This window comes from Sporolactobacillus sp. THM19-2 (genome assembly GCF_004153195.1).
Lineage (GTDB): Bacteria > Bacillota > Bacilli > Bacillales > Sporolactobacillaceae > Sporolactobacillus.
Map to the genome: position 1 here is coordinate 102286 of NZ_SEMC01000008.1, position 13683 is coordinate 115968.

Genomic DNA, 13683 nt, shown 5'->3' on the forward strand with positions numbered 1-13683 from the left:
CTTAATCGCACAATCTTCCATTCTTTAATCTTATTATCATTCAGGAGGTTGCGAAGTGCAACCGGAAAGAATTACTTTGACCGAAGAATCACATCCCGGTTTTTATAAAAATAATCAGCTCCCGACACAATGGTAAGGATAACCGCAATCCAGAGAATGATCTGATCAAGAGGAAAGCCATCGATACCGAATGGAATATTGTTGAACAGGAACAAAATAATAGCAACCATCTGGAACAATGTTTTCCATTTTCCCATTTTTCCTGCCGCAATAACATCCCCCTCTCCTGCTGCAACAAGACGTAATCCGGTTACTGCAAATTCCCGGGCGAGAATCACGATAATCATCCAGGAAGCCATCCTGCCCATTCCGACAAAAGAAACAAACGCGCTCATGACAAGCAGTTTGTCGGCAAGCGGATCGGAGAACTTGCCGAAATTGGTCACAAGATGCCTTCTCCGGGCAATTTGTCCATCAAGCCAGTCGGTGAAAGAAGCGAGCATAAAAATAAATCCGGCGATCATCTGAGATACGGGAAGAGTAAAATCACCTGAGCCAATTGTGCCCAGTTGAAGAGGGGCCAGAAGAAAGATCAAAAAAATGGGGATCATAACCATACGGGACACAGTTAACTTATTGGCTATATTCACATTAAATTCCTCCTTATACGTGCAAAAATTATTGTCAAAAAGATCATCTGACACATTTCTATCATATTTTTCAAAATATCATCATTGAAAAAAGGGCTGTCGTCATCAGACAAGCCCCGTTCTCAGGCTGGTTATTTGTTGAATTTAATGATAATCGTCTGGATTATATTTTTGTTTGGAAAATGGAATGCTTGACCGTTAACCTTAAACTCAGTGTTGGGCACGCTGCCGAACTTGATAGAAAGTGATTTCACATTCCCTGCATCAAAGCTGTACGATTTTTTACCTGCATCCGAAGCGGTTCCTTCAAGAAGTATTTTACCCGTTTCGTCCTGAGCGCGGAACCAGGCCGGGTTACCGTTTTTCGTTGCGATATTCACTTTGAATTCCGTTGTTCCTGTAAGTGTATAGGTGCTCTTATTTCCCTGCGTCTGTTCCGGCTTCAGACTCTGTTTCTGCGATGTCGATGGGGAGGATCCGGACTGGCTGTTTCCTGAATCGGCTATGGAACTGCCTGAATCAGAATGAGTGGTCCCACTGAAAGAAATGGAGGAGCCCGTTCCCTGATTCGTATCCGGAGCCTTTTCTGCACGGCTTCCTGCAAAATTGGAAATCAGAATATATACGATCATGAGTACGATGAGACAGATGACGATAATGATCGCTTTGTTGATCACAGACGACCAGTTCCCAGACCTTTTTTTGCCCGGACGGGAAGCTCTTGAAGGCAAGTCATCCGTTCCATCAGGAGGAAGGGTACGAATTTCTGAAGACTCATGATGAACCTTCGGCATTTCTGATGCGTATTTTTCTGTCAACTCTGCGAAATCGAGACCGACGGTTTCGGCATAACTCTTAATAAAGGCCCGAGTATAAAATGCACCGGGTAAACGTTCAAAATGACCCTCCTCGATTGCCTGGAGATAACGTTTCTGAATTTTTGTCTGTTCCTGAAGTTCATCCAGAGTCAGTCCCTTATTTTCTCTGGCGTCCTTCAATGCCTGACCAAGTTCACTCATGAAAAACACCTACCAATACTTATTAAAATCAATTTCAGAAAAGATTAAGTTCATTCATATAAGAATCGTAATCAATGGTTTCGTTCTGATGATTACGGAGCTCGAGCATATAATCAAAGTCGTCCATTGTGTACTCCGTATGACGGACAAAAACATCCGGATGTTCCACAACTTTGGTAACCGGCCGGCGCATGATCTGGTGGATCAGCCTCCAGTGAGATTCCGTACCCTGTTTCATTGAGACCAGTCCGTCAATGACAAAAATATGATCGTTTAACCGTTCGTCTTCGGACAGATGAGTGCGGATGGTCTGCCTGAGCAGAGTCGAAGAGACAAATATCCAGCGTTTGTTTGCGGATACGCTTGCCGCGATAATGGATTCGGATTTTCCCACACGCGGAATCCCGCGTATACCGATCAGGAGATGACCTGGCTTTTTAAACAATTCGGCCATAAAATCAACAAGAAGTCCGATTTCATCCCGGGTGAAACGAAAAGTTTTCCGGTCATCTGTATCCCTCTCGACATATCTTCCGTGGCGTACGGCCAGCCTGTCCATTAAAGTCGTTCGACGTACCTTCGTCAAATGTATCCTCTTCATGGTTCCAACAATTTCAAGAAAACGATAAATCTGTTGATCTTTATCCGTACAAACAAGGAGTCCGCGCCGTTTATGATCAATACCGTTTATCGTAAGAATATTGATTTCCAGCTTACCAAGGAGCGATGCGACATCTCCAAGAAGCCCCGGCTCATTTCTATGTATTTCATATTCCAGATACCATTCATTGCCGTCGTTCATGGATGCTTGCCCTCTCCGTAAAAACAGACTTTCGTATAAAGATGCCCGAAAAATGAAAGAAGGTCCACATCCTTATATCAGCACATGTCCTTCTTTACACCCTTAGTTAATATTATCATAAACCTTACATTTTAACGACAGGGTACAAGAAAAAAGAGACGCCATCGGGCCTCTCTTTTTTCTTTATTCAGGTTCAACTCTGTGGCTGCATCCGGTGTGCATCCTGATCAACAAGCTTAAGCATTAAGTGAGCCAGCATTTCCCGCTCATGATCCTCTGCGACATGCCACAAATCGGAAAGCACACGTTCCTGATCTGTTTTCGGGTCCACATTCTGGCTGAGATAATCCCCGATTTTTTTTGCAAAACCTGTCAGCGTTTCTTCATCTACACCCATTTTTTGCGCCTGATCTGCTTTTTCTCCAAGAAATGTTTTCCATTTATCCCAGTTTTCCAATACAGACATGAGACAACCTCCCTGCTATATTTTGTGCATGTTTAGGTTGTCTCGATTCTGCTCTTTTATTACGGAAATTCCAGTCAGCAGTACCATGCCCCATTGATCGAAATGACCTGTCCGCTGATATAGCTGGATTCAGGGCGCATAAGAAAGGCAACGAGTGAAGCGACTTCTTCAGGTTCAGCCAGTCTGTCCATGGGAATATCTTCTTTAACGAGCGCGATATCCTGTTTGCTGAACTCGTCCATCATGGGGGTATCAACAGCTCCCGGCGCAACGGCATTGACGGAAATACCACTGGGCGCGACTTCTTTTGCCAGCGCCTTAACGAACGTGTTTTGTCCGCCTTTGACCATGGAATACAGAACTTCGGTAGAAGCACCAGTCAGTCCCCAGATGGAAGAAACAATCACAATTTTTCCCTGCTTTTCCCTGATCATCGGTTGAATCAGGCTCTGAATGATACGGAACGGACTGATCAGCTGGAGCTGGATCTGCTGTTGCACTGATTTTAAAGGGACATCCTGGAAAAGTCCGACCTGACTTTGCCCGCTTGTATAAATAACGCCGTCAACCTGCTGATCCAGCTGATGAAGCAGTTTATCCGGCCCGTTTTCATCTGCAAGATCTGCCTGAACACATGTAAAAAACTGTTCAGGAAATTTATTTCTGAGTTTGCCGGAAAGTTTCTGAATCCGATCAACACCTGTGCAGTAATGAAGATACAGAGACGCACCGGACATTGCGATTCTCCCGGCTACTGCCTGACCAATTGAACCACTTGCACCTGTGATCAGTATATTTCTCATGACTCTTCGTCCACCTTACCTCTGTCGCTCAATTATGACTGGATGCCTCATCATCCTGTTTCGGAACAAGAACTGCGCGCGGCTTGCTGCCCTCATAAGGGCCGACGATGTGCCTGTCTTCCATGGCGTCAATCAATCGTGCTGCCCGTGTATAACCGATCCGGAACCTGCGCTGCAGCATGGATACACTTGCTGTCTGCATATTGACGACCAGCTGAACAGCGTCATCAAATAAATCGTCGTCAACTTTCTCCCTGTTCTGCTCAGGATGATCCTGAGGAATTAAGTCTTTGCGATAATTTGCTTTCTGCTGACTGATGACATACTGAACAACATGCTCCACTTCTTCATCGGACAAAAAGGCACCCTGGATACGAATCGGTTTGGATGCACCTATAGGGAGAAACAGCATATCTCCCTTCCCGAGCAGTTTTTCAGCACCTCCGGAATCAAGAATGGTACGTGAATCCATCATTGATGAGACGCTGAAAGCAATACGTGACGGAATATTTGCTTTGATCACGCCGGTGATAATATCTACTGAAGGCCGCTGCGTTGCAATGATCAGATGAATACCTGCAGCCCGTGCCATCTGCGCAAGCCGGGTCACTGTCTCTTCCACATCTTTTGATGCGACCATCATCAGATCGGCCAGCTCATCAATAATCACAACGATATAAGGCATCAGGGGCTGCTTGTCTTCATGTTCCGAATTATATTTTGCAACATGCTCGTTATACCCTTCCAGATTACGCGTACCGCTTTCTGAGAACAGTTCATAGCGTCGATCCATTTCACCGACAACATTTTTCAACCCCTGCGCTGCCTTGGCCGGATCCGTAACCACCGGTGTCAGTAAATGAGGAATGCCGTTATAAACGTTCAGTTCCACCATTTTTGGATCAATCATAAAAAGTTTAACTTCACTTGGTTTCGTTCTCATAAGAAGTGTCACAATGATACTGTTAATACAAACACTTTTCCCGCTTCCGGTAGCCCCGGCAACAAGAAGATGCGGCATCTTATTCAGATCGGACAGGATGGGTTCACCTGAGATATCTCTCCCAAGTCCAATGGTCAGTTTTGAACGTGCCTTTTTGGCATTGTTCGATTCGAGAACTTCACGCAGACCGACCATGGCAATTTCCTGGTTGGGCACCTCGATACCCACTGCTGATTTTCCGGGTATCGGCGCTTCGATACGAATATCCCTGGCTGCCAGTGCCAGTGCCAGGTCATCACTGAGCCCAAGAATTCTGCTTACTTTAACACCCGCCTCCGGATACACCTCGTACCGCGTTACTGCAGGACCAAGATGGACTTCACGGACCGATGCGCGTACCCCGAAACTCTCAAATGTCCGTTCCAGTGTCCGAACATTTTCGGAAATGTGTTTCCGCTCATTATTCTGTGCATTCTTTCTGGGATGATTGAGCAGATCTATCGGCGGGAGCTGATAATCCTCATTTTCGACGTGCTCCTGCATAAAGTCAGGCACCTGATCTTCAGGTTTTGTTTCATTCGCTGTTGTTCCGGCGTGCTCCTGCGGTGTGGTTTCCGTTTCAGGAAAAAGGGTCTGCTGTTCATTAAAGTCATGTATTTCCGGTTCATATTCTGATCGAACAACAGGATCTGGTTCGTTTCTTTCCTGAGGATGATGCACGTCTGATCCGGCTGCCTGTTTCTTTTTTTTCTTTCCGGAAAAATACCCGTGCAGAGCTTCGATCCCTTTTTTACCGCTGCTTCTCAGTCCTTTAAACATACCTCCGAACAGTTTTTTCCCTGTATCTCTGAGAGATCTCCCGGTAATCAGAATGGAGGCGACCAGGACCAGAAAAGCGGCCATGAACAGCGTGCCGGTTGTTGAAAACAGATAATGGAAAAATGCAAAACTGATCGCACCGATCATTCCACCGCCCAGTCCGTAAACAGGTAGCGTCCCGTTCAGTTCACCACGAAAAAGAACAAATGTATTGTAAATAACGGAACGATTCTGCCATTGGTTTACTGATGAAAGGGTCTCAAATAATTTCACGTGACTGATCAGCAGAATAGCCAGCGATAACAGGTAAGCACCAGTCAGTTTCCGAGTGAAAAACGCCGGCTGTCTGCGGTAAAGAATATAATAGACGGACAGTGCCAGGACGGCGAGCATTGGGATAATCCACCAGTCACCGGTCAGAAACCGGCCCATTTCCTTCAGCACCTCTCCTGCTGCTCCAAGACCGCTGATCCCGATACAGGTCAGGGAGAACATACAAAGACCGCCTACCTCATAAATCAGCGTCCCCTTCCATCCTTTTTTTGACTTGCCTGCTCTTTTCTTTCTCTTGCCTGCCATGTATACACCTCTAAATTAATCCAATGACATCTTCTGCTTCAGATAACTGCTATACAAATAGCGACGGAAGACTGCTCCCGCCCTTTCTAATTTACTCTACTGCCCTGATTTTCGCAAAGGTTGTCTGATGTGAAAAAAGATCAGACCTGTCCGGGCCTGACCTTTTTAGAATTCCATGATAATTGGCAATATCATTGGACGGCGTTTGGTTTTATCAAAAAAGTAACGACTCAATGCATCTCGAATTCCGCTTTTAAGCGATGACCACTCAGAAACATGCTGTGTCAGTGCTTTTGAAAGCACTTCGGCAACAATTTGATTAGCCTGATCCAGCAAATCTTCTGATTCTCTGACATATACAAATCCGCGGGTAATGATTTCCGGTCCTGCAAGAATCTTTTTCGTCTTGCGTCCGAGTGTAACGACAATGACTACTGTACCATCCTGTGACAGCAGGCGCCGGTCGCGCAGGACGATATTCCCTACATCGCCAACACCGAGACCGTCGACAAGAAGCTGGCCGGCTGGAACAGATTCCGTCTGCTTCGCTTCCCCACCGGTGAACTCCAGCACATCCCCTTTATCCAGTAAATAGATATTCTTTGAAGGCATACCCATTGACTCGGCAATTTTCTGGTGAGTTTTCATCATTTTAAACTCTCCATCAACCGGAACCAGATATTTTGGACGTGTCAGCTGAAGCATAAGCTTAATGTCTTCCTGTGACCCATGTCCGGAAACATGAACGCTGCTGCCGAAGATCACCTGTGCGCCTTCACTCATCAGCTGATCGATCGCATTGGTTACAGTCTTTTCATTACTTGGGGTCCGTGATGCAGAATAAATAATCAGATCGTCTTTTTCAAGCTTTAATTTTTTATGCATATGATTAGCCATGCTGGTTAATGGTGTCAGTGGATCTCCATCAGCCCCGCTGGTCAGGATCGCAAGTTTATTGTTCGGGTATTTCATTGCTTTGTCCCAGGACAAAATAATATGATGCGGGATCTTAAGATAGCCCTTTCTTACAGCTATCGAAATGATTCTGTTCAAATATTCTCCATCAATGGCTATTTTCTTTCCATGCATGACACACACATCTATAAATTGCTGAATGCGATGTAAATTTGTCGCATGAATGGCCACGATGACCCGGCCTTCCAATGAATAAAAAATATGGCTGAACTGATCTCCGATAACGGAATCAGAAGGTGCCGTGCCTGGTATTTCCGCATGCTTACTGTCGGAAAGCAGGCACAGGACACCCTCCTCACCAAAATCTGAAAGTTTACTGACATCAGTCCGTATACGACCGACAGGTGTAAAGTCGAATTTATAATCACCCGTATGAAGTATAATGCCCTGAGCAGTATGCACCGCAATACCAATCGAATCCGGAACACTGTGGTACGTACGAAAGAAAGAGAAACGTGTATGACCAATTTTCAGATCCTTATCAGGATCAATGGTGACAAACTGGTCTTTACGATATTTTTCTCCAGCATCTCTCATCGTCTCTCTCACTAAGGCGAGAGTCAGTTCTGTTCCGTAAACCGGTGCATGAATATCGTTCAGAAGATAAGGAAGGCCACCGATGTTGGCCTGATGGCCATGTGTCAGAAGAACTGCACGGATAAGATCACGTTTCGTATCCAGATAAGATATATCCGGAATCACCGTATCCACACCAAGCATATCTTCGTGCGGATGCATCAGACCTGCATCAATAATAAATAAATCATGATTCACTTCAATGACTGTCATATTACTTCCCAGTTCACCAACGCCGCCCATTGCGTAAATTCTCACACTGTCCTGCTTAGAACGTGACAATGGGCATTCCTCCTATTTAATTGAGCAGTCATCGCTTTTGATCCGAACTAATCATTAACCTCATTATAACCAAACGTGCACTAAAGTACAATTTTTTAACAAAGGGAAAAAAAGCGGCCAGTTCATAATCCTCCCGTTCGCACTTCACTCCCCGTTTGGTATCAGCACGTGCCACTTGCTGACGCAAGTGGCAGCCTGTCCTCATAAAAAGAAAGGGTGAACCGGATCTTTACCGTTCACCTTTATCGTGATCATTATTTGGAAACTTTATCCTGAACCTTTTGTTTGTTCTTTAAGGCCGTGTACGATTCAGTCAGTAACTGATGCTCCCTGCTATTGAGTGGTACCATCGGGAGACGTACAGGACCGACGGCAATGCCCAGATCATTCAACAGAGTTTTAACAGGAGCAGGACTCGGGGCAGCAAACAGTTCTCTCATAAACGGAAGCATCATCCGGTGAGCTTCGGCCGCCCGCTGATTGTTGCCTGCCTGATAATCTGTAATCATCGATTTCATTTCCGGACCAATAACGTGCGAAGCAACTGAAATCACGCCTTGCCCGCCGATGGAAAGAACAGGAAGCGTCAGGCCGTCATCCCCGCTGTACAGGTGAAAGTGTTCGTCAGTACCGCTGATGATGGCTGCCATTTGATCAAGATTTCCGCTCGCTTCTTTAACAGCTACAATATTATCGATTTTGGACAGGCGGATAATCGTATCGGCCGTAATATTCACTTTCGAGCGACTCGGTATGTTGTAAATCACTAACGGTAAATCCACACTCGAAGCAATGGCCTTATAGTGTGCGTATATGCCCTCCTGATTCGGTTTATTGTAAAAAGGAGCAACAGCCATGATGGCATCGACGCCAAGTTTTGCCGCTTCTTTTGAAAGCGCAACAGAAGTCCGGGTATTATTTCCCCCCGTTCCGACGATGACTTTAGCGCGCCCGGCGACCGTTTTGACAACATGTTCAAACAAACGCAACTTTTCATCTGTTGTAAGCGTCGGTGACTCTCCGGTTGTTCCGGCTACAACAATGCCTTCTGATCCTGTTTTAAGTAAATGTTCCACAAGATTTGTCGTGCGTTCAAGACTTACATTTCCTTTTTCATCAAAAGGGGTGACCATTGCGGTCAGCAAACTTCCAAAATCCATTCTCCTCACTCCTGTTTCTGTTGCTCCGTCTGAATTTGATCCTGAACTTTTTCTAAATGAAACGCATGGTGCAGGGCATTTACGGCCTGCTCCATTCTGGATTCATCAACCAGTACCCAGATTGTGTTATGTGAATCCGCGGATTGTAAAATACGAATTCCCTTTTCTGTAAGGGCATTGACAATCCGTGAAGCGACTCCCGGCAGGCCGGCCATTCCTGCTCCTACGGCAGAAACCTTGGCACAGCCGGTCAGAACTTCCGGAGTATATCCGAGACTTTTCAATGTACTGACCGCCCGTTCACTGGCCTTTCCGTTTACCGTATAAACCACACCATTAGGACTTATATTAATCAGGTCGACACTGATCCCTTGCTCTGCCATGGCTTTAAACACTTTTGCCTGAAGATCATATTCATCCTTTCCTGCCCGTACTCGAATCTGCGTCACCCCTTTTACATAGGTGATGCCTGTTACCGGGCGTTCCCTGATATCCTGATCCCTTCCGGACTGAGTCATTGTCGTGACCAGCGTCCCGAGTTCGTCAGAAACAGTGGATCGGATATGGATCGGTATTTTCGCAGTCATCGCAATTTCAACCGCCCGGGGATGGATCACTTTAGCGCCCTGATAAGCCAGATTACATACTTCGTTGTATGTGAGTACGGAAAGTCGTCGCGCATTGCTTACGATTCTCGGATCGGCTGTCATCACGCCGTTCACATCGGTAAAGATGTCAATCCACTCGGCGCCGACTGCCGCTCCAAGAGCAGCAGCTGATGTATCACTTCCACCGCGTCCGAGCGTCGTGATTTCACCATCCTGGGTCTGTCCCTGGAAACCCGCAACGACGACCACATCCAGTTTTTCGAGCCTGCGGAGCAACGGCTTTACTTTCATTTCCACGATTTTTGCTTCATTAAATGTCGCATTTGTGCGAAATCCGGCCTGAGCACCTGTTAACGCTTCAGAACGGACACCTGCTGCCTTAAGCAAACTGGAGAAGACCACCATGGATATGGTTTCTCCGCATGACATCAAAATATCCCTTTCACGGGCAGAACTGTTATGTTCCTTCACAAGACCCAGCAGTGTATCCGTTGCATAAGGATCGCCCGAGCGTCCCATGGCCGAAACGACGACAATCACTTTGAAACCCATGTTTACTGCCTGCACAACATGACGAACAGCGTGATTCCTCATTGCTGCAGTTTGAACGGATGTCCCGCCAAACTTTTGAACAATTATTTTCAAATTCGTTTACATCCCTTCATGTACATCCGAATCCCGGCCGGGTGATATCATGAGATCACTGGTTCTCTTCATCTCAACATACAGCCAATGTCCGGAAAAAACAAAATTCAGATTGCAGCCAGTTACGATATTCTGAGCATCATTCTCTCAGACCACTACCGGTTAAAAAGCAAATGAACGTATCAGTCTGACAGCATACATCATGACAACCTTATTTTATCATAATCCTGTCAGAAGGAGAGATCAATCACCGGATTGACTACTTTTTTTCAAGCAGCAGGGGCTGGTGCTGTTTCCCGAGCAGAGCTGATTCAACCGTCTCAGGCATCAAATCCATATGTCCAACGAGGGAATTTGGCTTATTTACCGGATCATCCTGACCGAACGGAATAAAGTAAATGTTCTTCGTTACGATCAGTTTTGCAATGTTCTGCAGATTGAGTCCCAGTCCATCATTCGTTGAAATACCAAGGACAATTGGTCTGCCATTTCTGAGGGTTGCCTTTGCTGCCATGAGCACCGGCGAGTCTGTCTGCGCATTGGCAAATTTACTCATTGAATTTCCCGTCAGAGGAGCAATAATCATACAATCAAGCGGTTTTTTCGGACCGTAGGGTTCAGCTTCAACAATCGAATCAATGACTTTATTGCCCGTGATTTCCTCGGCCTTACTGACCCAGTCTTTACCGCTTCCAAAACGGGTAACGGTATTTTTCACGGTATAGGTAACGAAAACCGTCACCTGACATCCCAGAGTGATCAGCTTTTTTATTTCCGGGATGACCTGACTGTACGTACAATGAGAACCGGTAATGCCAAAACCAATGTGTCTGCCCTTCAGGCTCATATCGGGTTTCCTCCTTTGTTAAATTTTTCAAGGAGTAATTCTGCCATGACATTTGCGATAATCCTGCCCGCCGTTTTAGGAGCGACCAGTCCTGGTAAACCGGGTGTGATCATGGCTTTAATTCCCCTTTTTTTGGCATATCTGAAATCCGTTCCTCCGGGAAGTGAAGCGACATCAAGAATAAAACTTCCGGAAGGCATCCTGGAAAGAACTTTACTGGTGAGCACAAGTGCCGGTATCGTATTGATACAGATCTCATTATCCTGAACCTGATTTTCCAGATCAGTCAGATAAAACGTCTGAACCCCCATCTCCTGTGCCCTCGCCAAATGTTCCGGATGCCTGTCTCCGACTTTGACATGGGCACCCAAAGCGTGGAAAGCCCGCGTCAGGCTCATTCCTGTTCTGCCAAGGCCAAGAATCATCACCTGAGCATTATGGATGGTAATATCTGTATTTTGTATCACCATCATTAATGTTCCTTCAACAGTTGGAATTGAATTATAGATGGCCACATCATCCCGCTCAAATAATCTGACAACCGAACGGCCGGCCTCAACTGCCGCTTTATCCAGGTAATCTGTCGAAATACCTGAGTAAATTGTGCAGTGTTCCGGTGTTTTCTCCAGCCATTCGGCTGTTAATTGAACGTTTTCGTTTGAAAACGTTGTTTCGACAAAGCCTTTTTTATCTGTACCGCTTACTGGTAAAATCAGACTGTCAACCGCATCGGCCTGTACTTCATCCATATTCACTTTGATCGCGCCATTGAAATTTCTGTCCAGCTGATCAAAGCCGACGAGGGACAAACGGGCATCAAGTGCAACCAGTTTATTGATCACTTCAATCTGCCGGGCGTCGCCCCCCAGGATCACAATATGTCTGTCTGTCAGCACTGGCTTTCCCTCCGCTCAGCCATTTATATAGCCGGTTTTCATTTAACACTTTATGTTATGATAAAAACCTGGCATTGTGAAAAGCACGAGACGTAAAGAAAAACCTGCCGGCTGACGCGTTGCACGGCGTGAAGCTTCATTTTTCCTGAACCCTTTCATGCTGAAAATTCAGTTTTTTTCACGTAAAAAAGGAGCCCGGTAAAAGTTTACCAGACCCTTTTTCATGGGATAACAAGTTTTATTATATCGCTGCCGGCAGATCTCCTGTCGGGCTGACAATCGAACAGGAGTAGGGCTTTTGAAATATTTTTTCAGCAATATCGTGTACATCATCCACGGTAACCGTATCAATTTCACTGATCATCTGATCTACCGGACGGTCATGTCCCAGAATAAGTTCATTTTTGGCATTTCTGCTCATCCGCCCGCTCGTACTCTCAAGCCCGAAAATAATATTTCCTTTAATTTGAGCCTTACTGCTGTCAAGCTCATCTTTTGAAACCCCTTCGTGTATCATCCGCTGTATGCTGTTAAGCATATTTTCTCCGAGTTCACCGATTCTGTCCGCTGCGGTGCCTCCGTAAACCGTCAGAAGGCCACTGTCTCTGAACGCCGTATGAAAAGAGAAAACAGAATAAGCGAGCCCTTTTTCCTCACGTATTTCCTGAAAAAGCCGGCTGCTCATTCCGCCTCCCAGAATATTATTCATCACGATAAGAGGGACCGATGCCTTGTTACTGCTTGAAACACCGGGAAAGCCAAAACATATATGTGCCTGTTCGGTTTCCTTTTTTCTCGCAATTTTTCCAGGATGAAATAAAGGAGCCGGCTGTGGCTCTTCCAGATCTGGTACCTGATAACCTGAAAATATGGCTTCAACTTCATTAATAAATGAATCACAGACATTCCCTGCAATGGATACCACAATATTATCCGGCCTGTAATGTTTATGCATATGTGTTTTCAATTCTTCCGGACCGAACTCTGCAAGTGTACGTTTTGTACCCAATATCGGATAACCAAGCGGATGATGAGCAAAGCTGGTTGCGCTCAGGAGATCATGTACGAGGTCATCCGGAGTATCTTCATACATCTTAATTTCCTCACCAATGACCTTTTTTTCCTTTTCCATGTCCTCCGGGTCAAAGCGGGAGTGAAAAAACATATCTGCCAGGACATTCATGGCGTACGATGCATCCCGATCCATCACCTTTGCGTAATAACACGTACATTCCTTAGATGTAAAAGCATTGACCTGTCCGCCAATCCGGTCAAACGCTTCAGCAATTTGACGTGCGCTTCGTGTAGCAGTCCCTTTAAACAGCATGTGTTCAATAAAATGGGAAATGCCGTTATTGTGTTTATTTTCATAACGTGATCCCGTACCGACCCAGATTCCTATACTGACCGAGCGAACGGAGGATATCTTTTCAAGCAGAATCCGCACCCCATTCGCTGCCGTATGTTTAATAATCACTCTATAATCCTCCTCGTATATTAGTAGTAAGAGCTCAATCCAAGAGAATTTCCAGTTGGATCCGGATACCTGGAATGACTCCTGGATTCCTATAGGATTTGTTTCAAAGCCTTTCGGCTTCCCTGTCCATTTAAGA

12 protein-coding genes are annotated in these 13683 nt (G+C 45.7%); all 12 read right to left on the reverse strand.

The features are described from left to right. Positions 1–71: 71 nt before the first annotated feature. The 12 genes from pgsA to EWH91_RS08525 all read right to left on the reverse strand — a co-directional run bounded on the left by pgsA (position 72) and on the right by EWH91_RS08525 (position 13547). On the reverse strand, positions 72–650 hold the full coding sequence (gene pgsA, locus EWH91_RS08470; protein ID WP_129929607.1) for a CDP-diacylglycerol--glycerol-3-phosphate 3-phosphatidyltransferase: 579 nt from the start codon (positions 648–650) through the stop codon (positions 72–74). Positions 651–781: 131 nt separating this feature from the next. Beyond that, positions 782–1669, reverse strand: a complete 888-nt coding sequence (locus EWH91_RS08475) for a helix-turn-helix domain-containing protein (protein WP_129929608.1) — start codon at positions 1667–1669, stop codon at positions 782–784. 34 nt (positions 1670–1703) lie between these two features. Further along, on the reverse strand, positions 1704–2471 hold the full coding sequence (locus tag EWH91_RS08480) for a DUF3388 domain-containing protein (RefSeq protein WP_129929609.1): 768 nt from the start codon (positions 2469–2471) through the stop codon (positions 1704–1706). 193 nt (positions 2472–2664) lie between these two features. Beyond that, on the reverse strand, positions 2665–2937 hold the full coding sequence (locus tag EWH91_RS08485) for a DUF3243 domain-containing protein (protein WP_129929610.1): 273 nt from the start codon (positions 2935–2937) through the stop codon (positions 2665–2667). A gap of 74 nt (positions 2938–3011) precedes the next feature. Further along, on the reverse strand, positions 3012–3740 hold the full coding sequence (ymfI, locus tag EWH91_RS08490) for an elongation factor P 5-aminopentanone reductase (RefSeq protein ID WP_129929611.1): 729 nt from the start codon (positions 3738–3740) through the stop codon (positions 3012–3014). Between the two features lie 28 nt (positions 3741–3768). Continuing rightward, positions 3769–6081: a DNA translocase FtsK gene (locus EWH91_RS08495; protein WP_129929612.1), complete on the reverse strand. Its 2313-nt coding sequence runs from the start codon at positions 6079–6081 to the stop codon at positions 3769–3771. A 165-nt stretch (positions 6082–6246) separates the two neighbouring features. Next, entirely contained in the window at positions 6247–7914 is a 1668-nt protein-coding gene (locus EWH91_RS08500; protein WP_129929613.1) for a ribonuclease J, read from the reverse strand. A gap of 254 nt (positions 7915–8168) precedes the next feature. Then, positions 8169–9074, reverse strand: coding sequence for a 4-hydroxy-tetrahydrodipicolinate synthase (dapA, locus tag EWH91_RS08505; RefSeq protein ID WP_129929614.1), 906 nt, complete (start codon positions 9072–9074; stop codon positions 8169–8171). 5 nt (positions 9075–9079) lie between these two features. Next, positions 9080–10327, reverse strand: coding sequence for an aspartate kinase (dapG, locus tag EWH91_RS08510; RefSeq protein ID WP_129929615.1), 1248 nt, complete (start codon positions 10325–10327; stop codon positions 9080–9082). Positions 10328–10586: 259 nt separating this feature from the next. Further along, positions 10587–11174, reverse strand: coding sequence for a dipicolinate synthase subunit B (locus EWH91_RS08515; RefSeq protein ID WP_129929616.1), 588 nt, complete (start codon positions 11172–11174; stop codon positions 10587–10589). Further along, on the reverse strand, positions 11171–12070 hold the full coding sequence (dpaA, locus tag EWH91_RS08520) for a dipicolinic acid synthetase subunit A (RefSeq protein ID WP_129929617.1): 900 nt from the start codon (positions 12068–12070) through the stop codon (positions 11171–11173). The genes EWH91_RS08515 and dpaA overlap by 4 nt, the downstream gene beginning before the upstream one ends. A 241-nt stretch (positions 12071–12311) precedes the next feature. Beyond that, positions 12312–13547, reverse strand: a complete 1236-nt coding sequence (locus tag EWH91_RS08525) for a M16 family metallopeptidase (RefSeq protein ID WP_129929618.1) — start codon at positions 13545–13547, stop codon at positions 12312–12314. Positions 13548–13683 lie beyond the last annotated feature (136 nt).

What these genes read in the sequence shown, in the direction of transcription:
- EWH91_RS08515 (WP_129929616.1), bottom strand. Translation starts at nt 11,174, where the DNA reads ATGAGCCTGAAGGGCAGACACATTGGTTTTGGCATTACCGGTTCTCAT.
- ymfI (WP_129929611.1), bottom strand. Translation starts at nt 3,740, where the DNA reads ATGAGAAATATACTGATCACAGGTGCAAGTGGTTCAATTGGTCAGGCA.
- EWH91_RS08495 (WP_129929612.1), bottom strand. Translation starts at nt 6,081, where the DNA reads ATGGCAGGCAAGAGAAAGAAAAGAGCAGGCAAGTCAAAAAAAGGATGG.
- EWH91_RS08485 (WP_129929610.1), bottom strand. Translation starts at nt 2,937, where the DNA reads ATGTCTGTATTGGAAAACTGGGATAAATGGAAAACATTTCTTGGAGAA.
- EWH91_RS08480 (WP_129929609.1), bottom strand. Translation starts at nt 2,471, where the DNA reads ATGAACGACGGCAATGAATGGTATCTGGAATATGAAATACATAGAAAT.
- EWH91_RS08475 (WP_129929608.1), bottom strand. Translation starts at nt 1,669, where the DNA reads ATGAGTGAACTTGGTCAGGCATTGAAGGACGCCAGAGAAAATAAGGGA.
- dapA (WP_129929614.1), bottom strand. Translation starts at nt 9,074, where the DNA reads ATGGATTTTGGAAGTTTGCTGACCGCAATGGTCACCCCTTTTGATGAA.